We start from the raw sequence: 14910 nt of genomic DNA, 5'->3' as shown, positions 1-14910 counted from the left end.
CGATATATTTGTAATATCAGTTCGCGGCGCGCGGCTCAGGCCCGCGCCGCCGGGAGAACACCCTAGTTTCGTTTCCCGTAAACGGTGTTTCGGAGGCCTGAAATACCTGGGGAGGTAAGCACCGGAGCACCGCTTTCGGGAAACGACCAGGAGCGGCAGGAATCCCTGCAAGGCGCCGCCACGAATGTGGCGGCGCGTCCCGTCTATCAAGCCATTTCACCAACGAGGGAACGACCAGTGGTAGCTCTAGCCCTTCAAGCCGTCGACAGGCCCGGCGAGAGTGGCGGGCCGGCCACTCACGGGGAGCACTCGTGGGCTGAAGCCCGCCGTCTGGCTTTCGACTGCGCCAGCCCCCTCGGACCGGAGCGCATCCCGCTTGCGGAGGCGAACGGCAGAACCTTGGCCGCCGACGTCGTCGCGCTGCAGGAGATGCCCCACTACGCCTCGTCCGCCATGGACGGCTGGACGGTTAGCGGTGACGGCCCTTGGACACTGACGGAACCGGGAAAGGCCCTCCGCAACGGAGAGGCCAGCCCTGTGGTCACCGGTGGCGTAATCCCCCCGGGCACGCAGGCGGTGCTCCGCGTGGAGAGCGGACGGCTTGCAACTGACGCCGGCGGCCGGGCTACATTGCTGCTTGTTGGAAACGGGGCCTCCCCGGGCGAACCCCGCCCGGGCCAGCACATCCGCAGGTCGGGCGAGGAAGCGGCAGCGGGCGAGGTGCTGATCCCCGCCGGGACGCCTTTGAACCCTGCGCATATCGCCCTGGCCGCCGTCGCCGGCTTCGACCAGCTGACAGTGCGCGGCAAGCCACTGGTCAAGATGCTGGTCACCGGCTCAGAGGTGGTCACGGCCAGGATCCCGGAACCGGGACAGGTGAGGGACGCCTTCGGGCCACAGCTCAGCACAGTCATCCAGATGCTTGGGGGTGTCCCGGGGCCACTGGTCCGGATCGGGGACTCCTACGAGGAATGGCTCACGGCGCTGGGTGCCGCCGAAGCGCCGATGGGGCAGTGGCCCGACGTCGTGGTCACCACCGGGGGCACCGGGCGCTCGGGCGCTGACCACTTCCGGAATGCCGTGGTAGCACTCGGCGGGCGACTCCTCATCGACGGCATCGCCATGCGGCCCGGCCACCCGGCTGCCCTGGGCAAACTGCCCAACGGCCGGTTCGTCGTCGGGCTTCCCGGCAACCCGCTCGCCGCCCTGATGGCGCTCTTCACCGTTGGCGGTCCGCTGCTGGCCGCCCTCGGCCACCAGCCGCTGCCCGGCATCAGCCGGGTGCCGTGCGGCCACGCGATCGACGCCCACCGGGCGTCCACGCGGCTCATGCCGTTCCGCTGGGTCAAGGACCTGGCGACCCCCGCCCACTACACCGGCCCCGGAATGATGCGCGGACTGGCCATGGCCGACGGCGTCATGGTGGTTCCGTCCCGCGGCGTCCAGCTGGGTGAGCCGGTTCCGGCATTTGCGCTCCCGTGGCGCCCGGAGTTGCGGCCCCCGCTTCCCGGCAACTCGATCTGGAAGAACTAGGCAATGGCACGCATGACCCAGCGACGGAAGGTCCACCGCTACCTGCCGACTTTGACCTCGTTGCGGGTTTTCTCGTCTCGGAGGGCATCATCGGCAGTCAGGCGGATCTGGTTTCGCTGCGCTTCTGCACAGGCGAGGACGAAACCGGCAGGCAGACGTTCAATGTGGTCGAAGCGCAGTTCCGTCCCGGCCTGGCACTGCCGGACACCGGCAGGCACGTTTACACGTCAAGCTCCTGCGGCATCTGCGGCAGCACATCCATCGAGGCCGTCCGCAAGACCCTCACCTATGACGTGCACAGGGACCAGTTGCGCGTTCCGGTCGACGTCATAGCGCGGCTGCCCGAAAAGCTGCGGGAAGCCCAGGCGCTGTTCGAAGGGCTTTTGCCCCTGCCGGGAAAAGTCCTGCAGGTCTCGGGCAGGGCATCATTTGAGCTCGTTCAGAAGGCCAGGAGCGGCTGGTGCTTGCGTCCGGAATGTAGACGCTGAGCTCAGGGAAATGAGGGTCGGGGGTTCGTCGCAGTCTAGGATCAGAGCTGTGAAGCAGGCGGAATAGCGCAGAGCTGACCGCTGGTCACGGCGACGACATGGGAGCACCTCTGATGGCTGCAAGAGACGAACCAGCGAACGACAGGGACCCGGACGCCGCAGGCGGAGGCGGCGTCCAGTCCGTGGACCGCGCCCTCCAAATCCTGGAAATCATCGCCAGGGACGGGCACGCCGGCGTCAGTGACATCGCCGACGAAATGGGGGTGCACAAATCCACCGTTTCGCGGCTGCTCGGCTCGCTGGTGTCCAGGGAGATCGTGCGGCAAAACAGTGACCGCGGCAAGTATCAGCTGGGATTCGGCATCCTTCGCCTGGCGAGCTCCATTCCCGGCCGGCTGAGCCTGGTCCACGAGGCGCGGCCCATCCTGGAGAGCCTTGCAGAGCGATACAAGGAAACCGTCAACCTCGCCGTCCTGCGCTCCAGCTACGCGGTGAACGTCGACCAGGCCATGGGCCCGTCAACGCTGGCAACGTCCGACTGGGTGGGCAGCCTCACGCCCCTCCACGCCACCTCCAGCGGCAAAGTACTGCTGGCAGCCCTGCCGGTTGAAGAGCGGTCCAAGATCCTCCAGGAGGCGGGCCTTCCGGCCCGCACCCCGCAGACCATCACGGACCGGGACACTTTGGAGAACCAGCTCCTGGACGTTTCCCGCAACGGTTACGCCGTTGTCCATGAGGAATTTGAAATCGGCCTAAACGCTGTTGCTGTGCCCGTTTACAACCACTTCGGAACGGTCGTCGGGGCCGTCAGCATCTCCGGGCCCGCCTTCCGCTTCGATCCGGAAAATACCCCCGGCCTGATCCAAGGCCTCCAGGAGGCCGGCCTGAGCATCAGCGGAAGGATGGGCTACACGCACCGATGACCCCGGACCCAGGGTCCGGGGTCAACGCAACGAGCGTTTAGGAGGCCGGGGTTGGTGCGGCTTCCTTGCGCTGCAGGGTCTCGGCGCGTTCCTCCAGCGGCGGGGTGTCCGCGGTGAGGCCCAGCAGGGCTTCTCCGGACGGCGGGACGTCGCCAACCTTTTCCTGGACCCAGTCGTGGAACGCACCGATGTGGTGCTCGGAAGGGACCAGCACACCGCCCTTCGCGTAGGACTTGGAAGCCATGCCCGGCTGGCAACGCTCACAAGCGTCGAAGTCCTGCATGTTCACGCGGTGGAACAGCTCAACGGAGGCGGTGACGTCCTTGCCGGACTCCACCACTGAGGGCAGGTACAGCCAGTCGCATTCGACGATCGTGTGGTCTGCGGACATCGGGAACATGCGGTGGATGATCACATGGTCCGGGACCAGGTTCACGAACACGGTCGGCTTGATGGTGATCGCGTAGTAGCGGCGGTCCTGGTCCTCGGCCACGCCCGGGATCAGCTCCAGGCCTTCGGAACCGTCCACGGTGAAGCCCTTGATGTCCTCACCGAACTCCGCGCCGTGGCCCACGAAGTACTGGGCGGCCAAACCGTCGGCGAACTCGGGCAGGACCTCGGTCAGCTCCGGGTGGATGGTGGCGCAGTGGTAGCACTCCATGAAGTTCTCAATGATGAGCTTCCAGTTCGCCTTCACGTCATAGCGGATACGGCGGCCCACAGACAGGTTCGCGACGTCGTACCCGTCGATAGCGTGCACGTTGCCCAGGCGCTCCTCGATCGCGCCCATGACGTCTTCTTCGAAGGACGGCGGCTCCTCGGCCAGGCAGACCCACACGTAGCCCAGGTATTCACGGATGTGGACCTTGGACAGGCCATACTCGTCACGGTCGATGTCCGGCATCTTGGTCAGGTTCGGGGCCGCGATCAGCTTGCCCTCGAAGTCGTAGGTCCAGGCGTGGTACGGGCACTGGAAGTTGCGGGCGGCTTCGCCCTTTTCCTCCATGCACAGCTTCACGCCGCGGTGCCGGCAGACGTTGTAGAAGGCCCGGATCTCGCCCTTGCGGGTCCGCGAGATCAGCACGCTTTCGCGGCCAATCTGCACCGTCTGCCACGCCCCGGGCTTGTCCAGGTCCGCGGACCGGATCGCGCAGAACCACATCTGCTCGAAAATACGCTCCTGCTCGGCCCGGAAGATGGCCGGATCCGTGTACAGGTGCCCGCCCAGCGTCGGGATCAGGCTCGGGGTGGATACCTCAACAGACAATTTGTTCTCCTAAAAAACAACACAAACAACACGACTTACAAGAAGAGTTGGGGCTAAAGCCCCGCGGCGGCACCGGCAAGGGCAGGTTCGCCCGCCGGCGCCAAAACTATAGGCGCGACGGCGGCTGCCGGCTTGGGTGCCGACGCCGCGAGGCTCCTGCGCCACTTGGTGAACAGCCGCGGCTGGTTCATGCCCAAAACCGCGACGGGAACGTCTTCCCGGTAGTACACGGCCAGCAGGCTGTGCTCGGCAGCATCCCCCGTTTCGACGTCAAGGCGGTCGTAGCCGGCTGAGTGGCCGGCGAACTGGATCTTCACGCCGTGCTGGTCGGACCAGAAGTACGGCGGCTTCAGCGGCTGCGCCGGGGCGTCGTCATCGAGCAACCCCTGCACCGCCAGCGCCGCCCGTTCCAGGGCACCCGTCCAGTGCTCCACGCGGCGGTGCCTGTCCACCGCAGCATCAAACCACGCGGCACAGTCCCCCACCGCCACAATGCCCGGAACACTCGTGCGCCCCATTGCATCACACAGCACACCGCCGTCGACCTCCACCCCGGAACCGGTGAGCCATTCAACGTTCGGCTCCGCGCCGATCCCTACCACCACAACGTCCGCAGCCACGAACGTCCCGTCGCCCAGCCGAAGACCGGTCACGTTTCCTTCGCCTGTGTAAAAGTCCTCAATAACGGCAGATGAGATGAGCCGGACACCTTTCCCGGTGTGCAGGCCGGCAACCACCGAGCCCATCTCCATTCCCAGCTGGGCTGCAAACGGTACCGGCTTGGTGTCAACGAGCGTGACGTCCATGCCGCGCGAGGCGGCGGAAGAGGCCACCTCGGCACCCACGAAGCCCGCTCCGATGACGGCCATCTTGCTGCCGGGCACGAGTTCCGGTGCCAGGCTTTGTGCGTCAGCGAGGGTGCGCAGGGAGAAGACGTTGCTCAGGCCGGCCAGGGCCGGCAACTGGCGGGCCCGTGCGCCGGTGGCGATGACGATTCCGTCGGCCTGGACAACACGGCCGCCTGCCAGGCCGATGGTTTTCGTAGACGCGTCCAGGGACACAGCGCGTGCACCCAGCAGCCACTCGGCGTCGAGGTCGTCAGTTTCGGTTTCCAGGGACAGGTCCTCGGCCGTAATGGATCCGAGCAGGAAGTCCTTGGAGAGCGGAGGCCTGTCATACGGACGGTGCTCTTCATCGCCGATGATGACGAGCCGTCCGTTGAAGCCCTGGGCGCGGGCTGCCCGCGCGGCGGAAAGACCGCCCAGCGAGGCTCCCACGATCGCAAGAGTCTGCATGTTTACACCCTCTTTCTATTGCTATTAGCGCAACAAGCATCGCTATATGCAACAGAGTGATCCATGCCACGATGACTGTCAAGAGGTCGGTGACTCATTAAAGCGGCCACGCGTAATTGGAGCGGCAACCCTTGACAAAACAGTGTGAGCGAAAGCACGCTGTTGCATATTACGACGGCGGTTGATCCATCCGGAACAGGGCGCCGGGAACTCCCATAGACCTCCCCAGACGAGAGAAGAGGCCCCCATGCACAAGGCATGCCCGCTCAGCGAACTGGCACCAGGGGAAGCCCTGCGCCTGAATACCGCGCCGCCCATCGCTGTCTTCCACACCGAGGAAGGCGAGCTCTTCGCCATCGATGACACCTGCACCCACCAGGACGCCTCGCTGACCGACGGCTGGGTGGAAGGCTGCGAGGTCGAGTGCCCGCTGCACGCCTCAAAGTTCAATCTCCGGACCGGGCAGGTCGATGCACCGCCAGCCAAACTTCCCGTCCGCACGCACGAAGTCACCGTCGTGGACGGCGACATCATGGTCATCGAGTCCGAGGAAGCGCCCAACCTTCCCCCCGGGCTGACAGTTAACGGCCACATCTAAGCCGCCCCGCTCTGCCACTACATTTCGGAGAAAATCTTGTCCACAGTTCTTGAAGCCGCGCCCCCGGCCGGTGCCAGCACCAAAGCGCGTAGCGCTGAGTTTGTCCTCACCCTCGCCTGCCCCGAACGGCCGGGCATCGTCCGCGCCATCACCACGTTCCTGGCCGACCGCGGCTTCGACATCGTGGAGCACCAGCAGTTCGATGACCATGTCAGCGGCAAGCTCTACCTGCGGACCGCGTTCACGCAGAGCGGCAACGACGCCGATCAGGCCCCCTTCGCCCGGCTCAACCAGCGTGACGGTCTCGACAAGCTCGGCCAGCAGGGTCAGCAGACGGCGGAAGGCCTGAGCTCCGAGTTCGCGGCCATCGCCGGCGAGTTCGGCATGGATTTCAGCATCCACGACGGCCGCCCGCAGCGGTTGCTGGTCATGGTCTCGAAGTTCGGCCACTGCCTGAACGACCTCATCTTCCGCTGGCGGGCGGGAAGCCTGGGTGCGGAGATCGCCGTCGTGGTTTCCAACCATGAGGACCTGCGGCCCATGGCCGAGGCGGCCGGGCTGCCCTTCATCCACGTGCCGGTGACGGCCGGCACCAAGCCCGAGGCGGAAGCACGCCTGCTGGAGCTGGTGGCCGAATACGACGCCGACCTCGTGGTGCTGGCCCGCTACATGCAGGTGCTGTCCAATGACCTCTGCGGCAAGCTGCGCGGACGGGCCATCAACATCCACCACTCGTTCCTGCCCGGCTTCAAGGGCGCGAAGCCGTACCACCAGGCCTACGACCGCGGGGTGAAAATGGTCGGTGCGACGGCACACTACGTCACCGCGGACCTCGATGAAGGCCCCATCATCGAGCAGGAAGTCCTCCGGGTGGACCACGCGCTCGATCCGGAAGCGCTGGTGACGGTGGGCCGGGATGCGGAGACCCAGGCGCTCTCCCGCGCTGTGAAGTGGCACTGCCAGCACCGCGTCCTGCTCAACAAGACCCGCACCGTCGTATTCCGCTAATTTTCCGCTAACGCGAACCAGGAGAACCACACACCATGAGCGCATCACCTCGCGTCGTCATCATCGGCGCCGCCATCGTCGGCACCAACCTCGCGGACGAGCTGGCCAGCCGCGGCTGGAACAACATCACCGTCGTCGAACAAGGCCCGCTGGAACTGGCCGGCGGCTCAACCTCGCACGCCCCCGGCCTCGTGTTCCAGACCAACCCGTCCAAGACCATGACGGAATTCGCCAGCTACACGGTGAACAAGCTCCTCTCCCTCAGCGAGGGCGGTGTCTCCTGCTTCAACCAGCTCGGCGGGCTGGAACTGGCCACCACCGAAGCGCGGCTCGAGGACCTCAAGCGGAAACTCGGCTATGCCACCTCGTGGGGTATTGAGGGCCGGATCATCGACGCCGACGAGTGCGAGAAGCACTACCCGCTGCTGAACAGCGGAACGCTGAACGACGGGCGCCGCATCCTGGGCGGCCTGCACGTGCCCAGCGACGGCCTGGCCTCCGCGGCGCGCGCCGTGCAGCTGCTCATCAGCCGCACCCGCGAGGCCGGCGTGACCTACCTCGGTTCCACCGCCGTCACCGGCATCTCGCAGTGGGGCGGCAAGGTCACCGGCGTCGAGACGTCCTCCGGCGTTATTCCGGCCGACATCGTGGTGTCCTGCGCCGGCTTCTGGGGCCGCGAGCTCGGAAAGCTGATCGGGCTCAAGGTGCCGCTGCTGCCGCTGGCCCACCAGTACGTCAAGACCACGCCGCTGAAGGAACTGCGCGGCCACAACGAACTGCCCAACGGCGCCCGGCTGCCCATCCTGCGCTACCAGGACCGCGACCTGTACTTCCGCGAGCACGGCGACCGGATCGGCATCGGCAGCTACGCCCACCGGCCCATGCCCGTGGACATGGAGCAGCTGCCGCGGATCGGCGCGGCGGAGATGTCCGAACACCGGATGCCCTCCCGCCTGGACTTCACGCTGGAGGACTTCGCTCCGTCGTGGGAGGACTGCCAGGACCTGCTGCCTGCCCTGCACGCCACCCAGATCCAGGACGGCTTCAACGGCATCTTCTCCTTCACCCCGGACGGCGGGCCGCTCATGGGCGAGGCGCCGGACCTGGACGGTTTCTTCGTCGCCGAGGCTGTTTGGGTGACCCACTCGGCCGGCGTCGCGAAGGCCATGGCCGAGCTTCTCATCGAAGGCCAGCCCGAGACCGACCTGCACGGCTGCGAGCTCTCCCGCTTCGAGAAGGTGCAGACCAGCGACGAGTACGTCAGCGAGACCTCACAGCAGAACTTCGTGGAGATCTACGACGTCCTGCACCCGCTGCAGCCCAAGGAATCCCCGCGGGACGTCCGTGTCAGCCCGTTCAACGCGCGGCAGAGGGAACTCGGTGCATTCTTCCTCGAGGCTTCCGCCTGGGAGCGCCCGCACTGGTTCGAGGCAAACCGCCCCCTGCTGGACGAGCTGCCGGCCGAATGGCAGACCCCCGAGCGGGACGAGTGGTCCGCGATGTTCTCCTCCCCCATCTCCGCGGCCGAAGCGTGGAAGACGCGTACCGCCGTCGCGCTTTACGACATGACGCCGCTGAAGCGGCTGGCCGTCAACGGCCCGGGCGCCCAGGCGCTGCTGCACCGGCTGAGCACCGGCAACATCGCGAAGAAGCCGGGTGCGGTGACCTACTGCCTCCTGCTGGAACACGACGGCGGCATCCGCAGCGACGTGACCGTCGCCCGGCTCGGTGAGGAGGACTTCCAGCTCGGCGTGAACAGCAACGTGGACTTCGACTACCTGCGCGTGGAGGCCCGGAAGCAGTCGGCCGCCGACCCGGCGAAGTGGGTGCACGTCACCGACATCACGGGCAGCACGTGCTGCATCGGCCTGTGGGGCCCGCTGGCGCGCGAGGTCATCGGCAAGGTCAGCAGCGACGACCTCACCAATGACGGACTGAAGTACTTCCGCACCAAGGAGATTTCGGTGGGCGGCATTCCCGTCACGGCCATGCGCCTGTCCTACGTGGGCGAGCTCGGCTGGGAGCTGTACACCACCGCCGAATACGGCCTGAAGCTTTGGGATCTGCTCTTCGAGGCGGGCCAGGAACACGGCATCATTGCCGCCGGCCGCGGTGCCTTCAACAGCATGCGCCTGGAGAAGGGCTACCGCCTCTGGGGCACGGACGTGACCACCGAGCATCACCCGTACCAGTCCGGCCTCGGCTTCTCGGTGGCGAAGGACAAGGAGGGCTACGTGGGCTTCGAGGCCCTGGCGGCCCTGAAGGAGCAGGCTCCGGAGAAGGTGCTGCGCTGCCTGACGGTCGACGACGGGACGTCCATCGTGCTGGGCAAGGAACCCGTGTACGTGGGCGGCGTTGCGTCCGGCTACGTCACCAGCGCCGCGTACGGCTACTCGATCCGCAAGCCGATCGCCTACGCCTGGCTGCCCGCCGCGGTTTCGGAGGGCGACGCCGTGGAGATCGAGTACTTCGGCCGCCGCGTCCCCGCCACGGTCAGCGCCGAGCCGCTGTTCGACCCCGGCATGGAGCGCCTCCGCGGCTGACGCCTGGCCGTCCTGACCCAAATTGAAGAAGGAACGACGGCGACACCCCGGATTTCCGGTGTGTCGCCGTCGTTCTTGGTTGATAAAGGGTCAGGACGGCGGGCAGTGCCAACCGCGGAAACCAGCCCACGGATTCATTTCCCAAGGTTTTTACAAGGTTTTTACAACCTTTTCATGCATCCTGAAGCTCCGGACCGAGGTTCCGACGGCGTCGCCGCTCGCACAGCAGGCTTCCGGATATGGGCGCTTACTGATACCGAACGGAGCACTGGACGACCCCGGCGAAGAGGCTTTACTTCCGACCTAGGAATGGTGCTGAAGATGAAGAAGAGCGTCCGCTGGATTATCCACCTTGTTGTCCTGTCCGTCGTGGTCACGGGCAGTTTGCTGGGCGTCAGCAGTGCCGCGCTGGCGGCGACTGCAGGAACCCGGAGCATCACATATTCCGGGGTTAGCAATCCTCCGACGGCGGATAAGCCGCAGAGCAAGCTGTGGTGGAATGCCGGCTCCTGGTGGGCCAACATGTGGAAGACCGGCAGCGGATGGAGCATTTACCGCCTGAACCGGGCCACGCACACCTGGGTAGATACCGGGGTGCGGACCGACCCAAGGGCGAGTACGTCGTCGGACACTCTGTGGGACGGCACCCACCTGTACATAGCGTCCAATGTCGTGACTGCCGGGAATACTGCGTCCGGACAACCGGCCAGGTTGTACCGCTACAGCTATGCCGGCGGGAAATACACGCTAAACCCTGGTTTTCCCGCCACCATCTCGAACAACAGCAGCGAGTCGCTGACCATCGCCAAGGATTCCACGGGGGTTATCTGGGCCACCTGGACACAGGTCTCCGGCACCAGAAGCACGGTCTACGTCAATAATTCCCTGGCCGGCGGCACGGGCTGGGGCAGGCCTTTTGTGGTTCCGGCAGCCGCGGACCCGCACCCGACCCCCGATGACCTCTCAGCAATTGTCGCTTACGACGGCGACGAAATCGGGATCATGTGGACCGACCAGGCCACGGGGACGGCATGGTGGGCCACGCATGATGACGGAAAAAGCCCCAGAACCGCCGCGTCGTGGAAGGTGAAACAAGCCATCAAGGGAAGCAAGCGGGTGGATGATCACCTGAACATCAAGAGCCTGCAGTCCGATCCCAGCGGCAGGGTATATGCCGCAGTCAAGACAAGCCTCAATGAGGGCACTACAGACAAGACACTTGCCCAGTTGCTGCTGGTGGTGTTCAAACCGGCCACGGGCTCCTTCACCCAAACCACGATCGCCAGAACCGGGGACTGTGTTACCCGCCCGCAGATCATCCTGGACACCGCAAACAATCTGGTGCACGCGTTTTACACGGCGCCCTCGACATACGTCCGTGGCTGCGCCTTCTCAGGCACGGCGGGAAGCATCTACGAAAAAACAGCCTCGATGGACAAGCCGGTCTTCGTGTCCGGCCGCGGGAAAGTTGTTATTGAAGATGCAGCGTCACCCCATATGAACAATGTGACCAGCTCCAAGCAGAGCGTGAACTCCGGGACGGGGATCGTGGTCATGGCCAGCAACTCTGTCACCAAACGGTACTGGTTCTCCGACCGCAGTCTCGGGACGGCCCGCTGACACCGTGCATGGGAAAGGCCCAAGCAGAACGGCCCCGCTTCCGAAAGGAAACGGGGCCGTTCAGTTTGGAACTGCTAGCGGGCCGACGCGGCGTCAAGACCGGCTGCTTCAGCAGCCTCCGCCATGGCAACGCCACCGGCGTGCGGTTCGAAGCGGACGAACATGGCCTTGAAGCCGGGGGTGTTGGACACCCGGGCCACGTTTTCCTTGTGGACCAGGGCGTTGGCTTCGGGGAAGTACGCGGCGGCGCAGCCCTTCGCCGTCGGGTAGGCCACCAGCCGGAACTTCTCCGCCCGCCGATCGCTGCCCTGGAAGGTGCTCACCACGTCCACGAGGTCGCGGTCCTGGAAGCCCTGCTCGGCGAGGTCCTCCGGGTGCACCAGGATCACGCGGCGGCCGTCGGAGATGCCGCGGTAGCGGTCGTCCAGTCCGTAGAACGTGGTGTTGTACTGGTCGTGGCTGCGGATGGTCTGCAGCACCAGGTGCCCGTCCGGCGGCGTGAGGTACTCCAGCGGGCTGACCGTGAAGCGGCCGCGGCCGATGTCCGTCTTGAAGGAGCGCGTGTCGCGCGGGGGGTTGGGCAGCACGAAGCCGTTCTTCGTCCGGACCCTGGCGTTGAAGTCCTCGAATCCCGGCAGGACCCGGGAGATGTGGTCGCGGACCACGTCGTAGTCCTCGGCCATGGCCTTCCAGTCCACCGGGTGTCCGGGGCCGAACGTTGCCTCGGCCATCCGGGCCACGATCACCGGCTCGGCGAGCAGGTGTTCGGACACCGGCTGCAGCCTGCCCTGGGTGGAGTGAACCACGGACATGGAGTCCTCCACGGACAGGAACTGGGCGCCCTTGGGGTGCTTGTCATCCTTGTCCGTGCGGCCCAGCGTGGGAAGGATGAGCGAGGTGCGGCCGTGCACCACGTGCGACCGGTTGGGCTTGGTGGAGATGTGCACGGTCAGGCCGATCCGCTGCATCCCGGCTTCCAGGGTCTCCGTGTCCGAGCAGGCGAGGGAGAAGTTGCCGCCCATGGACACGAACACGTCCACCTCGTCGCGTTCGAAGGCTTCCATGGACTCCACGGCGTCGTGGCCGTGGTGCCGCGGGGATTCGATGCCGAACTCCTTGTCGAGCGCTTCGAGCAGCCATTCCTTGGGCTTCTCCCAGATGCCCATGGTCCGGTCGCCCTGGACGTTGGAGTGGCCGCGCACCGGGCACGCACCGGCGCCGGGCTTGCCGAAGTTGCCCTGCAGCAGCAGGACGTTGACCATTTCCTTGATGGTGTCCACCGAGTGCGGCTGCTGCGTGACGCCCAGCGCCCAGCAGAAAATGCTCGCCTTGGATGCCACCAGCATCGCGGCAACGTCCTCGATCTGCTTCCGGGTCAGGCCGGTGGCCTGCTCCGTTTCCGCCCAGTCCAGGTCCTGGCGGGCTTCGCGGTACGCGTCGAAGCCGTCGGTCTGCGCCTCGATGAAGGAATGGTCGACGACGGTGCCCGGATTCTGTTCCTCGGCCTGCAGCAGCAGGTGGCCAAGGGCCTGGAACAGGGCGAGGTCCCCGCCCACCTTGATCTGCAGGTATTCGTCGGCCAGCGGCGTGCCGCCGCCCACCACGCCGGAGATGGTCTGGGGATCCTTGAAGTTGAACAGGCCGGCCTCGGGCAGCGGGTTCACCGCCACCACCTTGCCGCCCTTGTCCTTGCATTCCTTCAGCGCGGACAGCATGCGCGGGTGGTTGGTGCCGGGGTTCTGCCCCACCACGAAGATCAGCTCGGCGTCATGGATGTCCTCCAGCGACACCGTGCCCTTGCCGATGCCGATGGTCGGGTTCAGCGCGGAACCGGAGGACTCGTGGCACATGTTGGAGCAGTCCGGCAGGTTGTTGGTGCCGAGCGACCGGGCGAACAGCTGGTACATGAACGCGGTCTCGTTGGCCGTGCGGCCGGAGGTGTAGAAGACACACCGGTCGGGCGTGCTGGCACGGATGTGCTCGCCGACCAGCTCGAAGGCGTCCGCCCAGGAGATCGGCGAGTAGTGCGTCTCCCCCTCCCGGATGACCACCGGTTCGCTCAGCCGGCCCTGGTTGCCCAGCCAGTACTCTGTCTTCTGGGACAGCTCCGCGATGGAATGCTTCGCCCAGAACTCCGCCCCGACGGTCCGCAGGGTGTTCTCCTCGGCCACGGCCTTGGCGCCGTTCTCGCAGAACTCGGCGGCCTTGCGCTTCTTGTCCGACTCCGGCCACGCGCAGCCGGGGCAATCGAACCCGCCGCGTTGGTTGATCCGCAGCAGCGACTGCGCGGTGCGGGTCACGCCTGCCTGCGCCACGGCGCGTTCCAGGGCCACCATCACGGCCTTGACGCCGGCGGCTTCGGTCTTCGGCTTGTGGACTTCGAGCTTGTCCTCGTTGATGTCCGCGACGGGGGCGGGCTGCTTCCCGAACTTCATTGTTCCAACTTCCTAACCGGCTGCTTTCGTGCCTGCTTTGATCGCCACGAAGGCGCGCCAGGCATTCCTGGCGCGCCTTACGTCGTGGATCGTGGATCTTGTACTTACTGCGCCACTTTGGCGAGGGTTTCGCGTTCGGCGGCGATGGTGGTGTTGTCCCCGTGTCCGGTCCGGACGGTGGTTTCCGGCGGGAGGGTGAGGAGCCGTTCGCGGATGGAGGTCAGGATGGTGGGGTAGTCGCTGTAGGAGCGGCCGGTGGCGCCGGGTCCGCCGTTGAACAGGGTGTCTCCGGTGAACACGGTGTGCTCTGCTTCGAGGTGGAAGCAGGTGGACCCGGGTGAGTGACCTGGGGTGTGGATGGCCTTCAGGGTGGCGCCGCCGACCTGGAACTCGTCCCCGTCCGCGATGGCCGCATCGGGGGTGGTGCCGGGGTAGACCTGTTCCCAGAGGACCTGGTCCTCCGGGTTCAGGTGGATCGGCGCGCCGACGGCGTCGGCGACCTGGCGTGCGGCACCGATGTGGTCGTTGTGCGCGTGGGTGAGCAGGATCGCCTTCACCGTACGGCCGCGGACCTGGTTGATGATCGCGGCGGCGTCGTGCGGGGAATCAATGATCACGCACTCGGTGTCGTTGCCGACGATCCAGACGTTGTTGTCCACATCCCAGGTCCCGCCGTCGAGCGAGAACGTGCCCGAGGTGACAAGGTTTTCGATCCTCACGCTCATGCCGAGGCCCCCGCCGGCTCGGCAGCAGCAGCTGTGGAGGAGGCTGGCGCGGGCTGGATTTCGACGACGGAGCGGAGGACTTTGCCTTCGTGCATTTTGTCGAAGGCTTCCTCGACCTGGTCGATGGTGATCCGTTCGGAGACGAACGCGTCCAGGTCCAGGTTGCCGGCCTTGTAGTGGGCCACGAGCATCGGGAAGTCGCGGGAGGGCAGGCAGTCCCCGTACCAGGAGGACTTCAGCGACCCGCCCCGCCCGAACACATCCAGCAGCGGCAACTCCAGGACCATCTCCGGGGTCGGGACACCGACCAGGACCACGCGGCCGGCAAGGTCGCGGGCGTAGAAGGCCTGCTTGTACGTTTCGGGCCGGCCGACGGCCTCGATCACCACGTCCGCGCCGTTCCCGTTCGTGAGGGCCCGGATCGCCTCGACCGGGTCAGAGGTGCGGGAGTTCACCCCGTGGGTCGCGCCGAGGG

General features: G+C 65.9%; 11 protein-coding genes and 1 pseudogene. 7 read left to right on the top strand and 5 right to left on the bottom strand.

Translation table 11 applies throughout. The annotated features are described in order from the left end of the window. Positions 1 to 237 precede the first annotated feature (237 nt). The 3 genes and pseudogenes from DBZ45_RS13645 to DBZ45_RS13635 all read left to right on the top strand — a co-directional run bounded on the left by DBZ45_RS13645 (position 238) and on the right by DBZ45_RS13635 (position 2944). The gene (locus tag DBZ45_RS13645) at positions 238 to 1533 is read left to right on the top strand and encodes a molybdopterin molybdotransferase MoeA (RefSeq protein WP_111904432.1); all 1296 of its coding nucleotides are present in this window, start codon (positions 238 to 240) and stop codon (positions 1531 to 1533) included. A gap of 47 nt (positions 1534 to 1580) precedes the next feature. After that, positions 1581 to 2021: pseudogene (locus DBZ45_RS13640) on the top strand (formate dehydrogenase accessory sulfurtransferase FdhD); the annotation flags it as partial. Positions 2022 to 2134: 113 nt separating this feature from the next. Then, the gene (locus DBZ45_RS13635) at positions 2135 to 2944 is read left to right on the top strand and encodes an IclR family transcriptional regulator (RefSeq protein ID WP_111904430.1); all 810 of its coding nucleotides are present in this window, start codon (positions 2135 to 2137) and stop codon (positions 2942 to 2944) included. A gap of 37 nt (positions 2945 to 2981) precedes the next feature. Here the strand turns inward: DBZ45_RS13635 and DBZ45_RS13630 are convergent, their stop codons facing one another. Continuing rightward, the gene (locus DBZ45_RS13630) at positions 2982 to 4211 is read right to left on the bottom strand and encodes an aromatic ring-hydroxylating oxygenase subunit alpha (RefSeq protein ID WP_111904429.1); all 1230 of its coding nucleotides are present in this window, start codon (positions 4209 to 4211) and stop codon (positions 2982 to 2984) included. Positions 4212 to 4264: 53 nt separating this feature from the next. Next, entirely contained in the window at positions 4265 to 5506 is a 1242-nt protein-coding gene (locus tag DBZ45_RS13625; protein ID WP_111904428.1) for an NAD(P)/FAD-dependent oxidoreductase, read from the bottom strand. A 247-nt stretch (positions 5507 to 5753) separates the two neighbouring features. Here DBZ45_RS13625 and DBZ45_RS13620 point away from each other — a divergent pair, with 247 nt between their 5' ends. The 4 genes from DBZ45_RS13620 to DBZ45_RS13605 all read left to right on the top strand — a co-directional run bounded on the left by DBZ45_RS13620 (position 5754) and on the right by DBZ45_RS13605 (position 11275). Beyond that, a complete protein-coding gene (locus tag DBZ45_RS13620) occupies positions 5754 to 6104 on the top strand; it encodes a bifunctional 3-phenylpropionate/cinnamic acid dioxygenase ferredoxin subunit (protein ID WP_111904427.1) in 351 nt (116 codons plus the stop codon). 36 nt (positions 6105 to 6140) lie between these two features. Next, on the top strand, positions 6141 to 7112 hold the full coding sequence (purU, locus tag DBZ45_RS13615; RefSeq protein ID WP_111904426.1) for a formyltetrahydrofolate deformylase: 972 nt from the start codon (positions 6141 to 6143) through the stop codon (positions 7110 to 7112). A 35-nt stretch (positions 7113 to 7147) separates the two neighbouring features. Continuing rightward, a complete protein-coding gene (locus tag DBZ45_RS13610; protein WP_111904425.1) occupies positions 7148 to 9655 on the top strand; it encodes a GcvT family protein in 2508 nt (835 codons plus the stop codon). A 321-nt stretch (positions 9656 to 9976) separates the two neighbouring features. Next, complete coding sequence (locus tag DBZ45_RS13605; protein ID WP_146617527.1) at positions 9977 to 11275, top strand: hypothetical protein; 1299 nt, start codon at positions 9977 to 9979, stop codon at positions 11273 to 11275. Between the two features lie 74 nt (positions 11276 to 11349). Here the strand turns inward: DBZ45_RS13605 and DBZ45_RS13600 are convergent, their stop codons facing one another. From DBZ45_RS13600 to DBZ45_RS13590, 3 genes are all read right to left on the bottom strand, one after another. After that, positions 11350 to 13710 carry an FdhF/YdeP family oxidoreductase gene (locus tag DBZ45_RS13600; RefSeq protein ID WP_111904423.1) on the bottom strand — a complete coding sequence of 787 codons (2361 nt, stop codon included), beginning with the start codon at positions 13708 to 13710 and terminating at the stop codon, positions 11350 to 11352. Between the two features lie 104 nt (positions 13711 to 13814). Then, on the bottom strand, positions 13815 to 14435 hold the full coding sequence (locus tag DBZ45_RS13595) for an MBL fold metallo-hydrolase (RefSeq protein ID WP_111904422.1): 621 nt from the start codon (positions 14433 to 14435) through the stop codon (positions 13815 to 13817). Next, the coding region (locus tag DBZ45_RS13590; RefSeq protein WP_146617526.1) for a zinc-binding dehydrogenase at positions 14432 to 14910 on the bottom strand (479 nt) is incomplete at its 5' end. The genes DBZ45_RS13595 and DBZ45_RS13590, both read right to left, overlap by 4 nt.

It is taken from the genome of Arthrobacter globiformis (assembly GCF_003261175.1).
Classification (GTDB): domain Bacteria; phylum Actinomycetota; class Actinomycetes; order Actinomycetales; family Micrococcaceae; genus Arthrobacter; species Arthrobacter globiformis_A.
This window is presented reverse-complemented; position numbering and strand designations above follow the sequence as displayed.

What these genes read in the sequence shown, in the direction of transcription:
- DBZ45_RS13635 (WP_111904430.1), top strand. Translation starts at nt 2,135, where the DNA reads ATGGCTGCAAGAGACGAACCAGCGAACGACAGGGACCCGGACGCCGCA.
- DBZ45_RS13595 (WP_111904422.1), bottom strand. Translation starts at nt 14,435, where the DNA reads ATGAGCGTGAGGATCGAAAACCTTGTCACCTCGGGCACGTTCTCGCTC.
- DBZ45_RS13605 (WP_146617527.1), top strand. Translation starts at nt 9,977, where the DNA reads ATGAAGAAGAGCGTCCGCTGGATTATCCACCTTGTTGTCCTGTCCGTC.
- DBZ45_RS13610 (WP_111904425.1), top strand. Translation starts at nt 7,148, where the DNA reads ATGAGCGCATCACCTCGCGTCGTCATCATCGGCGCCGCCATCGTCGGC.
- DBZ45_RS13620 (WP_111904427.1), top strand. Translation starts at nt 5,754, where the DNA reads ATGCACAAGGCATGCCCGCTCAGCGAACTGGCACCAGGGGAAGCCCTG.
- DBZ45_RS13625 (WP_111904428.1), bottom strand. Translation starts at nt 5,506, where the DNA reads ATGCAGACTCTTGCGATCGTGGGAGCCTCGCTGGGCGGTCTTTCCGCC.
- DBZ45_RS13600 (WP_111904423.1), bottom strand. Translation starts at nt 13,710, where the DNA reads ATGAAGTTCGGGAAGCAGCCCGCCCCCGTCGCGGACATCAACGAGGAC.